At 68.8% G+C, this 17,182-nt stretch carries 13 protein-coding genes; 8 read left to right on the top strand and 5 right to left on the bottom strand.

The window, feature by feature from the left end; all coding sequences use genetic code 11:
• Positions 1 to 2: 2 nt before the first annotated feature.
• From ACEQZY_RS17075 to ACEQZY_RS17045, 7 genes are all read left to right on the top strand, one after another.
• Entirely contained in the window at positions 3 to 1,163 is a 1,161-nt protein-coding gene (locus ACEQZY_RS17075) for an acyl-CoA dehydrogenase family protein (protein ID WP_370156034.1), read from the top strand.
• 4 nt (positions 1,164 to 1,167) lie between these two features.
• Entirely contained in the window at positions 1,168 to 2,418 is a 1,251-nt protein-coding gene (locus ACEQZY_RS17070) for an MFS transporter (RefSeq protein ID WP_341702663.1), read from the top strand.
• A 133-nt stretch (positions 2,419 to 2,551) separates the two neighbouring features.
• Entirely contained in the window at positions 2,552 to 4,864 is a 2,313-nt protein-coding gene (locus tag ACEQZY_RS17065) for a xanthine dehydrogenase family protein molybdopterin-binding subunit (RefSeq protein WP_370156032.1), read from the top strand.
• Positions 4,865 to 4,905: 41 nt separating this feature from the next.
• A complete protein-coding gene (locus tag ACEQZY_RS17060; protein WP_370156030.1) occupies positions 4,906 to 5,334 on the top strand; it encodes an NUDIX hydrolase in 429 nt (142 codons plus the stop codon).
• A gap of 80 nt (positions 5,335 to 5,414) precedes the next feature.
• Complete coding sequence (locus ACEQZY_RS17055; RefSeq protein WP_341702660.1) at positions 5,415 to 6,524, top strand: hypothetical protein; 1,110 nt, start codon at positions 5,415 to 5,417, stop codon at positions 6,522 to 6,524.
• Positions 6,521 to 7,930, top strand: coding sequence for a hypothetical protein (locus ACEQZY_RS17050; protein WP_341702659.1), 1,410 nt, complete (start codon positions 6,521 to 6,523; stop codon positions 7,928 to 7,930). The genes ACEQZY_RS17055 and ACEQZY_RS17050 overlap by 4 nt, the downstream gene beginning before the upstream one ends.
• Positions 7,931 to 7,949: 19 nt before the next feature.
• Positions 7,950 to 9,212: a pentapeptide repeat-containing protein gene (locus ACEQZY_RS17045; RefSeq protein WP_370156027.1), complete on the top strand. Its 1,263-nt coding sequence runs from the start codon at positions 7,950 to 7,952 to the stop codon at positions 9,210 to 9,212.
• A 6-nt stretch (positions 9,213 to 9,218) separates the two neighbouring features.
• Here the strand turns inward: ACEQZY_RS17045 and ACEQZY_RS17040 are convergent, their stop codons facing one another.
• The 5 genes from ACEQZY_RS17040 to ACEQZY_RS17020 form a co-directional block, all read right to left on the bottom strand.
• A complete protein-coding gene (locus ACEQZY_RS17040; protein ID WP_341702657.1) occupies positions 9,219 to 10,391 on the bottom strand; it encodes a hypothetical protein in 1,173 nt (390 codons plus the stop codon).
• A gap of 41 nt (positions 10,392 to 10,432) precedes the next feature.
• Complete coding sequence (gene pgi, locus ACEQZY_RS17035) at positions 10,433 to 12,097, bottom strand: glucose-6-phosphate isomerase (RefSeq protein WP_370156025.1); 1,665 nt, start codon at positions 12,095 to 12,097, stop codon at positions 10,433 to 10,435.
• A gap of 23 nt (positions 12,098 to 12,120) precedes the next feature.
• On the bottom strand, positions 12,121 to 13,755 hold the full coding sequence (locus ACEQZY_RS17030; protein WP_341702656.1) for an alpha-D-glucose phosphate-specific phosphoglucomutase: 1,635 nt from the start codon (positions 13,753 to 13,755) through the stop codon (positions 12,121 to 12,123).
• Positions 13,756 to 13,771: 16 nt separating this feature from the next.
• Entirely contained in the window at positions 13,772 to 14,734 is a 963-nt protein-coding gene (gene glpX, locus ACEQZY_RS17025; RefSeq protein WP_341702655.1) for a class II fructose-bisphosphatase, read from the bottom strand.
• A gap of 167 nt (positions 14,735 to 14,901) precedes the next feature.
• Complete coding sequence (locus tag ACEQZY_RS17020) at positions 14,902 to 15,750, bottom strand: DUF1194 domain-containing protein (protein ID WP_341702654.1); 849 nt, start codon at positions 15,748 to 15,750, stop codon at positions 14,902 to 14,904.
• Between the two features lie 108 nt (positions 15,751 to 15,858).
• Between ACEQZY_RS17020 and ACEQZY_RS17015 the strand changes: the two genes are divergently transcribed.
• Positions 15,859 to 17,115 carry a UbiH/UbiF/VisC/COQ6 family ubiquinone biosynthesis hydroxylase gene (locus ACEQZY_RS17015; protein WP_370156021.1) on the top strand — a complete coding sequence of 419 codons (1,257 nt, stop codon included), beginning with the start codon at positions 15,859 to 15,861 and terminating at the stop codon, positions 17,113 to 17,115.
• Positions 17,116 to 17,182: the final 67 nt, after the last annotated feature.

Below are 17,182 nucleotides of genomic sequence, written 5' to 3'. Positions count from 1 at the left end.
CAATGGACCAGGAAACGCTTGAGCAGACCCGCCAGACCCTGCGCCGCTATGTGCGCGAACGGCTGGTACCCCTCGAACAGCAAGTTGCCGAGGAAGACCGCATCCCCGACGAAATCCGCGCCGAGTTTGCCGGGATGGGCCTGTTCGGCCTGTCGATCCCCGAGGAATATGGCGGGCTCGGCCTCACGCTCGCCGAGGAAGTGGAGCTGGTTTTCGAGCTCGGCTGGACCTCGCCGGCCTTCCGCAGCATGTTCGGCACCAATGTCGGCATCGGCAGCCAGGGCATCCTGATCGACGGCACGCCGGAGCAGAAGCAGGCCTGGCTGCCGAAACTGGCCAGCGGCGAGGTGATCGCCAGCTTCGCGCTGACCGAACCGGAAGCCGGATCGGATGCCGCCAGCGTCAGGACCCGCGCCGAGCGCCAGGGCGACCACTACGTCATCAACGGCACCAAGCGCTTCATCACCAACGCGCCCCATGCCGGCATCTTCACGCTGATGGCACGCACCGACCCGGCCAACAAGGGCGCCGGCGGCGTCACGGCTTTCATCGTCGAGGCGAACACGCCGGGCATCACCATCGGCAGGCATGACCGTAAAATGGGCCAGCGCGGCTCGCATACCGCCGACGTGATCTTCGACAACGCGAAAGTGCCTGCGGCGAATATCATCGGCGGCCGCGAGGGCCAGGGCTTCAAGACGGCGATGAAGGTGCTCGACCGCGGTCGGCTGCATATCTCGGCGATGTGCGTCGGCGCCGCCGAGCGGCTGATCCACGAGGCCGTCAGCTATGCCCGCGACCGCAGGCAGTTCGGCCAGCCGATCGCCGAATTCCAGCTGGTGCAGGCCATGCTGGCCGATTGCCGGGCCGAGGCCTATGCGGCGCGCTGCATGATCCGCGACGCCGCCCGCCGCTACAGCGCCGGCGAGACGGTCGCCATGGAAGCCTCCTGCTGCAAGTATTTCGCCTCCGAGATGGTTGGCCGCGTCGCCGACCGCGCGGTGCAGATCCATGGCGGTTCCGGCTATATCCAGGATTTCGCCGTCGAGCGGTTCTACCGCGATGTCCGGCTGTTCCGCCTTTACGAGGGCACCAGCCAGATACAGCAGATCGTCATCGCGCGGCAGATGCTGAAGCAGGCCGAAGCCGGCACGGAGGCCTGACCCGATGCCGGACGAAGGTGCCAGTCGGCCGCAGACGCGCATCGCGATCCTCCTGGTCGGCCTCTGCTTCACCTTCAATGCGCTGGCGCGCGGCAGCGGCGAGACCTTCGCCACCTTCCTGCTGCCGCTGACCGACCATTTCGGCGCCGACCGCGCCGAGGTGGCGGCCACCTATTCGCTGCAGATGCTGGTCAGCGGCTGTTCGGCGCCGCTGGCCGGCTATTGTTTCGACCGCTTCGGGCCGCTGCGCCTGTATATCGGCGGCCTCGTGCTGCTGGTCGGCGGCCTGGCCTTCGCGTCCTTCGCGGTCGAATTGTGGCAGCTTTACCTGTTCATCGGCCTTGGCGTCGGCGGCGCCTCGGCCTCGCTGGGCAATGCGCCGCATTCGGCCCTGCTGGCGCGCTGGTTCGAGGGGGCCAGGCTGTCGCGGGCGATGAGCGTGGTCTATGCCGCACTCGGCATCGGCTCGCTGCTGCTGGTGCCGCTGGCGCAGTATGTGATCGAGACCTGGGACTGGCGGGTGGCCTACCGGGTGCTGGCGGTGCTGGCGCTCTGCGCGGTGCCGCTGCTGCTGCTGGTGCGCTGGCCGGAGGCGCAGGCCGGCCGCATCGTCCTGCCGCGGCGGACCGGTGCCGACGGGGCGGTGGCCGCGGACGGGCCGGACTGGACGCTGGGTGCCGCCATGCGCAACACCGCCTTCTGGGGTCTGGCCTCGGTGTTCTTCTTCACGTCTGCCGGCATGTTCTCGGTGATGGTGCAGGCGGTGGCCTATCTGGTGGAACTGGGCTATGCGCCGCTGCAGGCGGCCTCGATCTACGGCCTGATCGGGGTGCTGACGCCGGTCGGCATCGTCGGCTTCGCCTGGGCCGATGGCCGCATCGGCCGCCATGCCTCGGCGGCCCTGTCCTATGCCTTCAGCCTGGCCGGGCTGGCCTCGCTCTGGGCCCTGAAGGCATTCCAGACCGATATCCTGCTGTGGCTGTTCGTGCTGCTGGTCGGCCTGTCCTTCGGGGCGCGCGGCCCGATGGTGGGGGCAACGGCGGCCCGCATCTTCCAGGGCCGGCGCTTCGGCATCATTTTCGGCACCATCATGGTCGGGGCCGGGGTCGGGGTGTCGGTCGGCACCTATATCGGCGCCACCCTGCATGACTGGACCGGTGGCTATACCGCGGTTTTCCTGTTTTCCGGCTTCTGCGTGCTGATGGGCGCGCTGCCCTTCTGGAGCTACCGTTCGCTGCGGGCCTATGGCCCCTGACCCGGCCGGCCGATTGCATCCCGGCAATCCGGGGCCATCAGCGGGTTGAAAAAGGGCAGGGGGACTCCCTATCATTTCCGCAAAGACCTCCCGGCCCCCGGCCGCACAGCCTGCCCCCCGAAAGGATGCCCCGATGACCAAGTTCGGCCAGAGCCAGCCGGTTCGCCGTGTGGAAGACCAGCGTTTCATCACCGGCCAGGGCCGCTATACCGACGACATCGCCCTGCCCGGCCAGGCCATCGGCATGATGCTGCGCTCGCCGCATGCCCATGCCAGGATCGCGGCGATCGACACCGCGGCGGCCAAGGCGGCGCCGGGCGTGCTGGCGGTCTATACCGTGGCCGACCTGAAGGCGGCCGGCATCGGCAGCCTGCCCTGCACCATCCCGCTGAAGAACCGCGACGGTTCCCTGCGGGCCGATCCGCCGCGCCCGGCCCTGGCCGACGGCATGGTGCGCCATGTCGGCGACCCGGTCGCCTTCGTCGTTGCCGAAACCGCCGCCCAGGCGCGTGACGCGGTCGAGCTGATCGAGGTGGATTACGATCCGCTGCCGGCCGCGGCCCGTCTCGCCACCGCCATGGAGGCGGGCCAGCCGCAGATCTGGCCCGAGGCACCGAACAACCGCGTCTTCGACTGGGAGGTCGGCGACAAGGCAAAGACCGACGCGCTGTTCGCCCAGGCGGCGAAGGTCGTGAAGACGACCATCGAGAACAACCGCATCATCGTTGCCTCGATGGAGGCCCGCGTCTCGCTGGCCGCCTACGATGCGGCCGGCGGCCGCTTCACCCTCTATGTGCCGACCCAGGGCGTCTGGGTGCAGAAGAAACTGCTGTCGAAGATCCTCGGCGTCGAGGAAGCCGCCATCCATGTCGTCACCAACGACGTCGGCGGCGGTTTCGGCATGAAGATCTTCATCTATCCCGAACAGGTGATGACCATGTTTGCCGCGCGGGCGCTGGGCCGGCCGGTGAAATGGACATCCGACCGTGCCGAAGCTTTCCTTGCCGACACCCATGGCCGCGCCAACCTGACCCATGCCGAGCTGGCGCTGGACAAGGACAACAACTTCCTTGCCCTGCGCACCCACAACATCGCCGACATGGGCGCCTATCTGTCGACCTATGCGCCGATGATCCCGACCATGGCCGGCACCAAGGTGCTGTCCTCGGTCTACCGCTTCCAGGCGGTGCATGCCCGTGTCGAGGGCGTATTCACCAATACCGTGCCGGTGGATGCCTATCGCGGTGCCGGCCGGCCGGAATCGAATTACATCATGGAACGCCTGATCGACCAGGCGGCGCGCGAGCTGGGCATCGACCGCGCCCAGCTGCGCCGGCAGAACTACATCCCCGTTTCCGCCTTCCCGTGGACCAGCGCCATGGGCCTGACCTATGACTCGGGCGAATTCGAGAACACCGCCGATACCGCGCTGAAGGCGATCGACTGGGCCGGTTTCGAGGCCCGCCGCGCCGAGGCGAAGGCGCACGGCCGGCTGCGTGGCATCGGCATGGCCTATTATCTGGAGGCCACCGGCGGTGCGCCGACCGAGCGTGCCGAGATCCGGTTCACCGAAGACGGCTGGGTCGAGGTCTATGTCGGCACCCAGTCGACCGGCCAGGGCCATGAAACCGCCTATACCCAGATCGTCGCCGAACAGCTCGGCGTCGATTTCGACCGCGTCCGCATCCTGCAGGGCGACAGCGACGCCATTCCCACCGGCGGCGGCACCGGCGGCGCCCGCTCGCTGTATTCCGAGGGCGGCGCCATCCTGAAGGCGAAGGATGCCGTGATCGAGAAGGGCAAGGCGGTGGCCGCCGACATGCTGGAAACCGCCCAGGGCGACATCGAATTCGCCGCCGGGCGCTTCACGGTGGCCGGCACCGACCGCAGCGCCGGCATCATGGACGTGGCGGCTGAGGCCCGTAAGCGCGATGCGTCGCTGGATACCGCCGCCGACTGGCAGGTGCAGGCGATCACCTTCCCCAATGGCTGCCATGCCTGCGAAGTCGAGGTCGATCCGGCCACCGGCATCACCCAGGTGGTGCGCTACGTGGTGGCCGATGACATGGGCCGGGTGATCAACCCCACCATCGTCAAGGGCCAGATCCATGGCGGCGTGGTGCAGGGCATCGGCCAGGCGCTGTATGAAAGCGTGGTCTATGACGACGACGGCCAGCTGCTGACCGGCACCTTCACCGATTACTGCATGCCGCGCGCCGACAATTTCCCCGAGATCGAGGTGATCCTCTGCGAGGTGCCCTGCAAGACCAACCCGCTCGGCGTCAAGGGTGCCGGCGAGGCGGGCGCCGTCGGTTCGGCCCCGGCGACGATGAATGCGCTGGTCGATGCCCTGGCCCCGGCCGGCATCACCCATGTCGACATGCCGGCCACGCCGCAGAAGGTGTGGGACCTGCTGAACGGCGCCTCCGCGCTGGCCGCCGAATAGGCCGGCGCCCGGCGGCGGCGCTCCGGCCGACAGGGTCCTCGATGACGCGGGAATATCCGGCACAACCGCTGGTCGGGCTGGGCGCCATCGTCTGGAAGGACGGGCGTGTGCTGATGGTCCGGCGCGGCCGGCCGCCGGGCGAGGGAATCTGGAGCCTGCCCGGCGGGCTGCAGCAGCTGGGCGAGACGGTCGCGGATGGAATCCGCCGGGAGATTGCCGAGGAAACCGGGGTCGAGATCGAGCTGCTGGGCCTGGTGGAGGTGATCGATTCCGTCCGCCGCGATGCCGGCGGTGATATCCAGTATCATTACACCATCATCGACTATGCCGCCCGCTGGGTGGCGGGCGAGGCGGTGGCCGGTGATGATGCCGCCGCCGTCGCCTGGGTGGCGCCGGACGAGCTGCACCGGCTGGAAACCTGGGCGGAGACCATCCGGGTGGTGGAAAAATCCCGGGTTTGGCTGGACTGAGGCTGTGGGTCATTTGCGCCGGGCCCGCCTTGTGGTTAAGTAGGGTCGGTGAATTTCAATTCTACCGTTGGGCGTGGGGGATGAATTTTCCGAGGGGAGCCGGGCAGCAATTCCAGCCCACCAAGTTCGAGGAGCGCGGCACGGCCGTCGCCTTCACCACGCCGGCCCTGAGCCAGGCGCGCATCCGCCAGGACAGCCGCGAGCAGCTGGAACTGACCGTCTCCGCCTTTTCCGGCGTGAAGGGCAATTACGTCATCCGCTGGAAGGACGTGCCCGACATCTTTTCGCTGACCATGCACGACCGCGCCCTGCAGGATGCGATCCACAGCGGCAATTCCTGCCTGCCGCCGGATGTGCGTCGCGCCACGCTGGAAACCGCGAAGACGGGCCTGGCCGGGCCGGAGGCCCAGCGCATGGCCGAGGAGGCGCTGTCCGACGACGAGGATGAAAAGCTGCTGACCAGCTTTTTCCTGTTCAAGGCCGCGATCGAGAAGATGTCGGGCGGCAGGATGGACCTGCGGGTCTCCGACCTGACCACCGAGGCCGGGCGCGACAAGATCAAGAGCGGGCTGGGCGACATCGCCCAGCGGCTGCACACCTCCAGCAACGAACTTTACCGACGGCTGGAGAACTGGGGCGGACTGATTGCCCAGCTCGGCATTCCCGGCATGCCGCGGGACTGCCGGCTGCGCCGCCTGATCAGCGGCATTTCCAATCTGGCCAGCATGCTGGAACTTTGGGCGGATACGGACAAATCCGAGGCCTCGGATCTGGCCCGGGTGGTGGCCCGGGTGGCCCGCTTCACCGAGGAATTCGCCCGCGACCAGGCGGTGCTGGTCGGCCGGCCGGTCGAGCATGCCGAACGGGTGCTGGCCAACTGGGACAAGGCCGAGGCCAATATCCGCAAGGATATCGAGCGCCTGTGGTGGACGGTCGATGGCTGGGAGTTCATCATCCTGCTGTGGCACGATGCCGAACGGCAGGATCGCGATACCCAGCGGTCGGCGGTAACGGAAATTTACCGTATTCTCCCCATGATTCCGGAAAAAGAAGCGGCCAACCGCCCGAATCTGCAGGCCATGCAGGAGAGTACCAAGATGCAGGTCCGGGCGCTTGAGGGATGGAATTCCGGCGCCCTGGATATCGAAATGGTCCATCGCGTCGAAACGATCAAGCGAAGGCACTTATGACCGATCTTGCTTCCGAACTGCGCGATATCGAACGCAAGCTGTTCGAGATTCCCGACGAGAAGGTCGCGCAGCTGACCCTGCTGATCGAGCGTTCGCGCGCCGTCGTACTGTCGGCGGCAATGGCCGATGCGGCGCTCGGCACCCTGCGGCCGCGCCTGGTGCGCACCCGGCCGCCGCGCCACCTGACGCTGCAGCGCATCTTCTGCCATCCCTTCGAGGATCTGCTGGTGATCCCGGAGGACCAGGAAAAGCAGTTCGGCCGCATCTCGCGCGCCTCGCTGGCGCCCTGCTGGGATTACGTCGTGCATTCCCTGGATGCCGCATCGGTGAAGCAGCTGGAGGCGACCCTGCGCAGCGAAGCCGCGCCGAGCATTGGCGCGGTGGCCGATCCGCGCATTCCGAAGCTGGGCGCCACCCTGTGGTCGATCGCCGCCCGCCGGCTGCGCGAGGATATCAGCCGCGCGGACAGCGATGCCGCCTTCCGCGCCGACCTGGCCGAAAAGCTGGGCGGAGAGGCGGCGCTGGCCGATCTTGCCGACATGACCGGCATGCTGGAAATCGCCGCCCCGCTGGAAAAGCTGCGCGAGGAACTGTCGCCGAAACCGGTCGGCAAGATGCTCGACGAGCAGGTCGAGGCGGTCAAGGAGGCCTTCGCGGCGGTCAGCGCCAGCGGCGCCGGGCTGCCCGGCTATGTGATCGCCTTCACCATCGCCCGCATGACCGACGGCTTCCAGCTGCTGCCGGTCTGCGACGGCATGGCCGATGCGCCAACCGGCTTCGACGGGCTGACGCCGGGCCAGTATGCCCGCCGCATGCTGGCCGGTGACAGCAAGCGGTTCTTCAAGTCGCTGGGCCGTGTCGACGCGGCCAAGGTGCCCGACATCAATGTCGCCGGCATGGTCGAGGATTTCGTGCGCCTGGTCGGCCGCATGGAGGCCGACGGGATGGCCGACGGGCCGCAGCCCGAGATGGATGTCGCCCGCAGCCGGCTGCACGAGGTGGTGAAGACCGGCATGCTGGATTCCGCCGGCGACACGGTGCTGCCCGCCCTGCAGGCGCCGGATGGCGCCGTCGATGCCAAGGCGGCCAAGGATGCGGCCTTCGAGGCCAAGCTGCAGGCGGAAACCCGTGTTTTCGCCATCCAGAAGGTCGCACGGGTGGCCCAGGGGATCGGTGCCGACAAGGCGGTCGGCCTGACGCTGAAGACGCTGGGCCAGCAGATCGAGCAGGGCGGCGGCGGCCTGGTCGCCGATATCAAAGCCGGCAAGATGAATGCGCTGGGCAAGGATGCCGTCAAGCAGCAGCTTTACGGCGCGGTGCGCATGCTGGAACTGGTCGGTGGCAGCCAGGCCGCGGGCAAGCTGATGAAGGATGGCCTTGCCGCCATCGAGAAGATGCCGGACTGACGGCGGCGCGGAACGGCAGATGGGCAATGCGGGCGAGGCGGGCAGCATCTCCGCGGGCCGGCGCAAGCTGAGCCAGCAGGCGGTCGCGCAGGCGGTCAAGCTGCACCAGGATTACCGCAACGGCGTGATGGGCGGCCGTCGCGCCAGTTTCGCCTTCACCGACCTGACCGGCATGGCCTTCATCGGCGCCGATCTCAGCGACGCCGATTTCACCGGGGCAGTGCTCAATGGCGCCAATCTCGGCGGCTGTAATCTCGACCGTGCCGTCCTGTTCGGTGTCGACCTGCGCGGCGCCAACCTGATCGGTGCCAGCCTGGTGCGGGCCGATCTGCGCGGCGCCCTGCTGCAGGGGGCCAACCTGACCCATGCCAATCTGTTCGATGCCGACCTGCGCGACGGCATGATCGCCGAACGCGACCGCCACGGGAACATCGTGGCGGTGAAATACGACCCCGGGCCGGCCGAGATGGAAGGCGCGCAGATGAAGGGCGCCAACCTGTCCAGCGCCAAGATGAGCGGCGCCATGGCGCATCACACGGATTTCACCGATGCGATCATGGTCGGCTGCAATCTGGTGCGTGCCAATCTCTCCAATGCCAACCTGACCAATGCCAATCTTTCCGGCGCCGATCTCTCCGGCGCCAGCCTGAAGGGCGCGGCGCTGACCAATGCGGTGCTGACCGGCGCCAAGCTGGTGCAGACCGACATGTCGGGTGCCGATACCGCCGGCCTGCTGGGCGACAAGCCGGCCGGCAAGCCGCTCGACGAACTGGGCATGCCGCCCGAGGAGGCCCTGCGCCAGCATGGCCAGTGGGTCAATTCCGGCGGCGCCGAGGGCAGGCTGGCGGATTTCAGCGGCTTCGACCTGCGCCAGATCGGCAGCCTCTACAAGGCACTGCTGGTCGGCCTGGTCGCCAACCGGGCCGTCTTCTACGGGCTCAACATGGAAGGCGCGCTGCTGCAGGGCGCCAAGCTGTCGGGGGCCGACCTGCGCAGTGCCCGGCTGCAGGGGGCCGATCTGCGCGGCGTCAATCTCGCCGGCGCCCGGCTCGCCTATGCCGATCTGCGCAATGCCGATCTCGGGCCGCTGGTGATCAGCGCCGACCGCAGGTTCCCGGCCAATCTCGAAGGCGCGCAGCTGCGCCATGCCGACCTGCGCGGCGCCCGGCTCCGCCATGCCAACCTGCGCGACGCCGATCTGCTCGAGGCGCGGCTGGACGGCGTGTCGCTGGAGGACTGCGATCTCGGGAATGCCACCGGGCTCGACGGCCGCAAGGCCTGAACCGCTTCAGCGCGTCGCCTGCGGATTGCGCATCAGGTAGGCCGCGGGCTCGGCAGCGAAGCCGGCCAGCCCAGTAGCCGGACGGCCCAGCGCCAGCGTCTCGGCATTCTCGCGATCGAACAGCACGCGCACATTGAAGGCCTGGTGCGTATAGCCGTGCTTGTCGCCGATGCGGTAGACGGTGCTGCCGCTGCGGCCGGCTTCCGGCGGCGAGGTGACGGCGGTGCGCATGGCGATGATCTGCTGGTGGCCGATTTCCAGCTCGCTGAACCTGGCCGCCGCGCGTTCCGCCAGCGTCAGGAAACCCAGGGTGTCGATCTCGGCCTCGCGGGCATTGGCGCTGCCGGTGCTGCGGCGGAACAGCCCGACCAGCAGCTGGCCTTCCAGCGCCTTGGCGATGATGCGGGCCAGCGTGATGGTGACGTCGCCGACGATGTATTCGAACCCGCGCGGACTGTTGCCCTCGACCTGGTGATACGAGAAATGCCCGCCGACCGCGAAGGCGGCGCGCAGGCTCGGCACCAGCCGCGGATCGCCCTTCTGGCGCGCCAGCGCGTTGTCGGCCAGGATCAGGGTCAGGGCCAGCCAGGTGCGGATATCGGCTTCCAGTCCCTTGGCGCGGTTCCAGACATAGAAGCCGTCGCCGACCGTCGACCGCGCCAGCTCGGTGCGCAGGCCGATCTGGTTCAGCCGCTTGACCGCGCTGTTGATGCTGTATTCCAGCGAGCTGAGCTGCGCCACCTGTTCCAGCGGCGTGTGCTTGGAAAAACCGACGATATCGAACAGGATCACGGCGCGGGCGGCGGTGGCGGCCACCGCATAGCGCCGCACCAGGTTCTCGACCATCAGCGGGCTGACCTCGCCGCGGCCGCTGCCGATGGTGAAGGGCACTTCCATTTCCATCGGCCGGGCGCGCAGCAGCTTGCAGGCTTCGGCGAAGGTGCGCGGGCCCATCAGGCGCTTGCCGCGGATCAGCCGCGGCAGGGCATCGGCCTGGCCCAGCACATTATAGGATTCCGAAAAGCAGAAGCTGATCCGGTTGCCCTGGTGGGCCCAGCCGGCAACGATGGTCTTGCCCAGCCGCCAGCAGGAATTCAGCACGAAATCGATTTCGCGCATGCCCTGGCGAATGGCGGCTTCGCCGCCGCCGGTTCCGGCCTTCTTCTGGATCTCGCTCATGGCCGCCGATCGCGGTTCGCCGGTTTGGGTGGGTCAGCCTCTCAGCTGCGGCTGCGCCCCTTTGCCAGGGCGATCAGGGCGGCGGTCGCGGCATCATGATGATGCCGGATATCGGCGCCGGTCAACTCCTCAAGGATCGGCCCGGCCAGCTGCTTGCCCAGTTCGACTCCCCACTGGTCGAAGGAGTTGATGCCCCAGATGCAGCCCTGCACGAAAATCCTGTGTTCGTAGAGGGCGATCAGCATGCCAAAATGGAACGGGTCCAGCCGCGGCAGCAGGATGGTGGTGCTCGGGCGGTTGCCGCCGAAGGCCCGGTGCGGCGCCAGCGCCGCCGCTTCGGCCGGGCTTTTGCCGGCGGCGAGCATCTCGGCCTCGGCCTGTTCGCGGCTGCGGCCGCACATCAGCGCCTCGGCCTGGGCCAGTGCATTGGCCAGCAGGATGTCGTGGTGGCGGTCCAGCTTGTAATGGCTGCCCAGCGGCACGATGAAGTCGGCCGGTACCGGCCGCGGACCCTGGTGCAGCAGCTGGTAGAAGGCATGCTGGCCGTTGGTGCCGGGCTCGCCGAACACCACCGGGCCGGTGGCATAGCCCAGCGGCCGCCCCCAGCGATCGACGCCCTTGCCGTTGCTCTCCATGTCGGCCTGCTGCAGATAGGCGGCCAGTCGCGACAGGCCCTGGTCGTAGGGCAGCACGGCCAGCGTGTCATGGCCGAGGAAATTGACATTCCAGATGCCGGCCAGGCCCATCAGCAGCGGCAGATTCTCCGCCGCCGGCGCCGTGGCGAAATGTTCGTCCATGGCATGGCCGCCGGCCAGCAGGTCGCGGAAGCGCGGCATGCCGATGCCGAGCGCGATCGGCAGGCCGATCGCCGACCACAGCGAATAGCGGCCGCCGACCCAGTCCCAGAAGACCAGCACCCGTTCGGGCGGAATGCCGAAGCCGCCGGGTACCTGCGGATTGGCGGAGATGCCGATGAAATGCCGTGCCCAGCCGGCCGCGGCGCCGCCCAGCGCGCCGCGCAGCCAGTCGCGGGCGGTGGCGGCGTTGGTCATGGTTTCCTGGGTGGTGAAGGTCTTGGAGGCGACGATCACCAGGGTGGCGGCGGCATCGCATTGCGCGGTGGCGCGGGCGATGTCGGCGCCATCGACATTGCTGACGAAATGGATGTCGAGGCCCGGTTCGCGATAGGGCGCCAGCGCCTCGACCGCCATGCGCGGGCCCAGATCGGAACCGCCGATGCCGATGGCGATGACATGGCGGAACCGTTCGCCGGTGGCGCCGGTCCAGTTGCCGCTGCGGATCGCGTCGACCATCACGGCCATGCGATGCAGTTCGCGATGCACGGCCGGTACCACATCCTCGCCATCGACCACCAGGCTGCGGTTTTCCGGCAGGCGCAGGGCGGTATGCAGCGCGGCGCGGTTTTCGGTCAGGTTGATCTTCTCGCCGGCCAGCATGCGGTCGCGCCAGCGCGGCAGGTCGGCTTCGCCGGCCAGGTCCAGCAGCAGGCGCAGGGTTTCGTCTTCCAGCCGCTGGCGCGACAGGTCCAGCAGCAGCTCGCCGCAGCGGAAGGAAAACCGCTCGAACCGCCGGGCATCGGCCGCGAACAGGTCGCGCAGGTGGCGCTGGCGCACGGCACTGGCATGCGATGCCAGCGCGCGCCAGGCGGCGGTCTGGTCGATCGGCAGGGCGGGCGGCTCCATCATGGCGGTCTCGCGGCGCATCCGGTTCAGGTGACCACATCCGGGCCGCTGCGGCCAGTGATCCGGCGCAGGCCGGTCAGTGTCTCGGCGGCGTCGAACAGCGGCTGCAGGCGGGCCTGCACGTCGTCATCCTGGCGCGCCGGATCGTCTTCGAACAGTTCGAAATACAGCCGCACCGTGGCGCCCTCGGTGCCGGTGCCCGACAGGCGGGCGACCAGCCGGGCCTGGCTGCCGAAAATGACGCGCAGGCCCTGGCCGCGGCTCTCGCTGCCGTCGACCGGGTCGCGATAGGCGAAATCGTCGGCCTCGGTCACCGCAAGGCCGGCGATCCTGCGGCCGGGCAGGGCGGGCAGTGCGGCGCGCAGGGCGTCCAGCGCCGTTTTCGCCTGGCCGGCATCGACGGCCTCGTAATCATGGCGGCTGTAGTAATGCCGGCCGAAGCGGGCCCAGTGACGGCGCAGGATGTCACGCACCGTCAGGCCGGGCTGCCGCGCGAGGATGTTCAGCCAGAACAGCACCGCCCACAGGCCGTCCTTCTCGCGCACATGGTCGGACGACGTGCCGTAGCTTTCCTCGCCGCAGAGGGTGATGCGGCCGGCATCCAGCAGGCTGCCGAAGAATTTCCAGCCCGTGGGCGTCTCGAAACAGGGCAGGCCGAGCTGCGCCGCCACCGCATCGGCCGCCCGGCTGGTCGGCATCGAGCGGGCAATGCCGGCAATGCCTTTCGCGTAGCCCGGGGCCAGCGCCGCATTGGCCGCCAGCACGGCAAGGCTGTCGCTCGGGCCGACGGCGATGCCGGCGCCGAGAATCATGTTGCGGTCACCGTCGCCGTCGGAAGCGGCGGCGAAATCGAGGCTGCCCGCCATCGCCGCATCGTAGAGGTCTTTCGCGTAGACCGGGTTCGGGTCCGGATGGCCGCCGCCGAAATCCTCCAGCGGCACGGCATTGACCACCGACGCAGCCGGCGCCCCCAGCCGGTCGACCAGCAGGCGGCGCGCGTAAGGCCCGGTCACCGCATGCATGGCGTCGAAGCGGAACCGGAAATCCGGCCGCTTCAGCAGGGCCGCGATGGCATCGAAATCGAACAGGGTTTCCAGCAGTGCGGCATAGTCGTCGACCGGGTCGATCACGTCCACGGCCATGGCGCCGACATGCTGCCGGCCGGCATGGTCGAGATCGATGGCCGCCGCGCCGGCAATGCGGTAGCCGTCGATCACCTGCGTGCGGGCATAGATGGCTTCGGTCACGGCCTCGGGGGCCGGGCCGCCATTGGCAATGTTGAACTTGATGCCGAAATCGCCGTCAGGTCCGCCGGGATTGTGGCTGGCCGACAGCACCAGGCCGCCCTGGGCGCCATGGCGGCGGATCACCGCGCTGGCGGCCGGCGTCGACAGGATTCCGCCGCGGCCGACCAGCACGCGGGCGACGCCGCTGGCGGCGGCCATGCGCAGGATGATGGCGATGGCCTCGCGGTTGTAGAAGCGGCCGTCGCCGCCCAGCACCAGGGTGCCGCCCTGCAGCGCGGCCTGGGTATCGAACACCGCCTGCACGAAGGCTTCGAGATAGCCCGGCTGGCGGAATACCGATACCTTCTTGCGCAGGCCCGAGGTGCCCGGCTTCTGGCCCTCGAAGGGCGCGATGGCAACATTCTGCATGGTCATGGCGGCCGGCCGTCGCTCAGGCCTGCGGCAGGTGGCTGACCAGGTCGTAGCGGGCGCCGGTCTTCGCCATCAGGATCACCGTGTGCAGGCGGGCGATGCCCTTCTCGATGGTAACGCCGCGGCAGACCGGACCCGAGTTGATGCCGGTGGCGACGAAGACGGCGTCGTCGCTCTTCACCAGCTCGGCGCCCGCCATCCACCTGCCGGCATCGAGGCCGAAATCCTTCACGGCCTTCGCTTCCTCGTCGCCCTGCGGATCGACGCGGCCGAAAAACTCGCCGCCCATAGCCCTGGCGAAGATCGCGGTGATCACGCCTTCCGGCGAGCCGCCGGTGCCGAACAGCGCATCGACCGGCTGGCCCTTCTGCAGGGCCATGAAGGCGCCGGCGACATCGCCGTTCTCCTGCAGCATGGTGCGGGCGCCGGCTTCGTGAATCTCGCGGATCATCGCGTGGTGGCGCTTGCGGTTCAGTACGAAGATGCGCAGTTCGGAAACCGGCTTGCCCAGCGCTGCGGCCAGCGCCTCCAGCCGTTTCTTCACCGGCCATGCCGGATCGACCCTGCCTTTCGCGGCCGCCGGCAGCACCAGCTTGTCCATGTAGAAACTGGGGCCGAGATCGAACATGGCACCGCGCGGCGCCAGCGCGAAGACGGCCATCGAATTGTCGGTGCCGTTCGCCATGTTCGTCGTGCCCTCGATGGGATCGACGGCGATCTCGATTTCCGGCTCACCGCTGCCGATCCGCTCGCCGCGATACAGCAGCGGGGCATGATCCTTCTCGCCCTCGCCGATCATCACCACGGCATTGATGCCGATCGCGCCCAGCGCCCGGCGCATGGCATCGACGGCGGCGCCGTCGCCGGCTTCCTTCTGGCTGCGGCCGACCCAGCCATGGGCGGCCAGTGCGGCGGCTTCGGTGACGAGGCGGAGGGCAAAGGGAAAATCGGCACGGTCGAACGGACCGGGGCGCGAAGTCATGGCAGGGAACTCCCAGAAGGATCGGATACGGGCTGAGCCGGTTGTCTGTCCGGTTCGGTTATTCCTCGGGAATACGGCAAAAACCGGGCAGGGCCAAGGCCGGGACGGGAGATTATCGGGAAATTACCGGCCCTGTTCTGCCGGTCGCCTCCCGGCGGTCCCGCACCCTACTGGTCGAAGCGCCGCCGCCAGAATTCCCGGCTCTGGCGCTCGCCGATGTCGCAGCCCTTGTCATAGCCGCCGGAAGTCTGGGCGCGGATCACCCGGGGGCCGGCCGGGGGCAGCGGCCAGGCCGGCGTGGCGGCGATTTCCAGGATCAGCTTGCGGCGCACCGCCACGCCGAAGGTCTCGAAGCCCTCCGCCACCACCACGAAGGCGCCGGGGCCGCCGATCACGCAGCCCTCGTAATAGCGGTCGAGATCGGGCAGCACCGGAAAGCCCCAGGTATTCGGCCGGCCGTTCATGATCGGCAGGCCGTTGATGGCGATGCCGGCGGCCAGCGCGGCATCGCGGGCGAGATCGACCGGTTCGCCATCGTTGTTGGGGCCGTCGCCGGAGATGTCGAGCACCCGCCGCAGCGGCGCGAAGGGTAGGTCGGCAAAGCGCGGGATGGCATGCCGGATGGCGCCCGAGATGCTGGTCCGCCGCGCCGTGGTGATCGGAACCGCCAGCAGCCGCCGCGCCACGGCATCGGCGCCGGCCTGGTCGGCAACCAGCGTCCAGTCCAGCAGCGGGGTCTGGGTGTAGCTGTCCGCCCATTCGAAATAGGCGATGGCGATGCGGCCGTGGATGCCGCCGGTGATCGCCTTGACCACGGCCGGATCGGCAATCGCCCGCGCATAGCCCTCGCGCTGCAGCCGGGCCTCGTCGGGATCGATGCTGCCGGAGATGTCGACCGCCAGCAGCAGGGCAAGGTCGACGGCTGGTCTGTCGGCAGCCATGCTGCGGGCCGGCAGCGCCAGGATGGCGGCCGCGACCAGTGCCAGCACGGAGATGACGGCAGGCCGGATCAGCATGCCCCTGAGGCTAGCCCTGCCGGGGGCGCCCGTCCATGAAACTTCGCAGGGGCGTTTCGGGCGGGCGCAGGGCTGGACAAGCCGGCCGCCGGGTCCGATCCTGCCGCCATGACCCCGTCCCGCGACCCCCTTCCCGAAACTGTCGAGGTTGTCGTCATCGGCGGCGGCCTGGCCGGCCTGACCCAGGCTATCGCCCTGGCCCGCCACGGAATTTCCGTGGCCGTGATCGACCGCGAAGACCCCGCCCGGGCGCTTGGCGCCGGCTTCGACGGCCGGGTCTCGGCCATCGCGCTGGCCTCGCAGCGGATGCTGGACGCCATCGGCCTGTGGCCGCATGTGGCCGAGGCCCAGCCGATGTGGGACATCCGCGTCTCCGATGGCGATTCGCTGCTGTTCGTGCATTACGACCACCGGGATATCGGCGACGCACCCTTCGGCTACCTGGTCGAGAACCGGGTGCTGCGCCAGGCCCAGCAGGCGGCGATTGCCGGCCTGCCCAACCTGCATCTGGCGGCGCCGATGGCGGCGGCCCGCATCGATTTCGGTCCCGCCGGTTCAGGCCGCCCGGCCGCGGTGGAACTGGCCGATGGCCGCGTGATCCGCGCCCGCCTGGTGATCGGCGCCGATGGCCGGCAATCGGCGGTGCGGTCCGGCGCCGGCATCCGCACCACCGGCTGGGACTACGACCAGGCCGGCATCGTCTGCACCGTCGCGCATGAATTGCCGCATGAGGGCGTGGCGCAGGAGCGCTTCCTGCCCGCCGGTCCCTTCGCCATCCTGCCGATGACCGACGATGCCGATGGCCGCCATCGTTCGTCGCTGGTCTGGGTCGAGCCGACGGCGACGGCGGCGGCGATCATGGCCCTGCCGGATGCGGCATTCGATGCCGAGATGCGCCGCCGTTTCGGCGACGGCTATGGCGACGCGCATGTCACCGGCCCGCGCTGGTCCTATCCGCTCAGCTTCTCGCATGCCGAGCGCTATGCCGGCCACCGCATGGTGCTGGTCGGCGATGCGGCGCATGGCATCCACCCGATTGCCGGCCAGGGACTCAATCTCGGCCTGCGCGACGTTGCCGCGCTGACCGAGGTGCTGGTCGAGGCACAGCGGCTCGGTCTCGATATCGGCCGCGAGGACGTGCTCGACCGCTATGTGCGCTGGCGCCGGGTCGATACCCTGGTGGTCAGCGCCATCATGGACGGCCTGACCCGGCTGTTCTCGACCACGGCGGCGCCGGTGCGCATCGCCCGCGATCTCGGCCTCGGCCTCGTCGACCGCATCCGCCCGCTGAAGAAAGTGTTCATGCGCCATGCCATGGGCGACCTCGGCAGCCTGCCGCGGCTGCTGCGCGGCGAGCGGGTGTGAGTGCGGGCAGACTGAAACAGACTTGTAACATGCGGCGCTTGTAACAGCGCGGCCGGCGGCCGATGAT

Origin of the sequence: Ferrovibrio sp., assembly GCF_964218355.1 — a bacterium.
Lineage (GTDB): Bacteria > Pseudomonadota > Alphaproteobacteria > Ferrovibrionales > Ferrovibrionaceae > Ferrovibrio.
This window is presented reverse-complemented; position numbering and strand designations above follow the sequence as displayed.

Excerpts from the sequence above, each read along its gene's own strand:
- ACEQZY_RS17075 (WP_370156034.1), top strand. The coding sequence starts at position 3 with ATGGACCAGGAAACGCTTGAGCAGACCCGCCAGACCCTGCGCCGCTAT.
- ACEQZY_RS17070 (WP_341702663.1), top strand. The coding sequence starts at position 1,168 with ATGCCGGACGAAGGTGCCAGTCGGCCGCAGACGCGCATCGCGATCCTC.
- ACEQZY_RS17065 (WP_370156032.1), top strand. The coding sequence starts at position 2,552 with ATGACCAAGTTCGGCCAGAGCCAGCCGGTTCGCCGTGTGGAAGACCAG.
- ACEQZY_RS17060 (WP_370156030.1), top strand. The coding sequence starts at position 4,906 with ATGACGCGGGAATATCCGGCACAACCGCTGGTCGGGCTGGGCGCCATC.
- ACEQZY_RS17055 (WP_341702660.1), top strand. The coding sequence starts at position 5,415 with ATGAATTTTCCGAGGGGAGCCGGGCAGCAATTCCAGCCCACCAAGTTC.
- ACEQZY_RS17050 (WP_341702659.1), top strand. The coding sequence starts at position 6,521 with ATGACCGATCTTGCTTCCGAACTGCGCGATATCGAACGCAAGCTGTTC.
- ACEQZY_RS17045 (WP_370156027.1), top strand. The coding sequence starts at position 7,950 with ATGGGCAATGCGGGCGAGGCGGGCAGCATCTCCGCGGGCCGGCGCAAG.
- ACEQZY_RS17040 (WP_341702657.1), bottom strand. The coding sequence starts at position 10,391 with ATGAGCGAGATCCAGAAGAAGGCCGGAACCGGCGGCGGCGAAGCCGCC.
- pgi (WP_370156025.1), bottom strand. The coding sequence starts at position 12,097 with ATGATGGAGCCGCCCGCCCTGCCGATCGACCAGACCGCCGCCTGGCGC.
- ACEQZY_RS17030 (WP_341702656.1), bottom strand. The coding sequence starts at position 13,755 with ATGACCATGCAGAATGTTGCCATCGCGCCCTTCGAGGGCCAGAAGCCG.
- glpX (WP_341702655.1), bottom strand. The coding sequence starts at position 14,734 with ATGACTTCGCGCCCCGGTCCGTTCGACCGTGCCGATTTTCCCTTTGCC.
- ACEQZY_RS17020 (WP_341702654.1), bottom strand. The coding sequence starts at position 15,750 with ATGCTGATCCGGCCTGCCGTCATCTCCGTGCTGGCACTGGTCGCGGCC.
- ACEQZY_RS17015 (WP_370156021.1), top strand. The coding sequence starts at position 15,859 with ATGACCCCGTCCCGCGACCCCCTTCCCGAAACTGTCGAGGTTGTCGTC.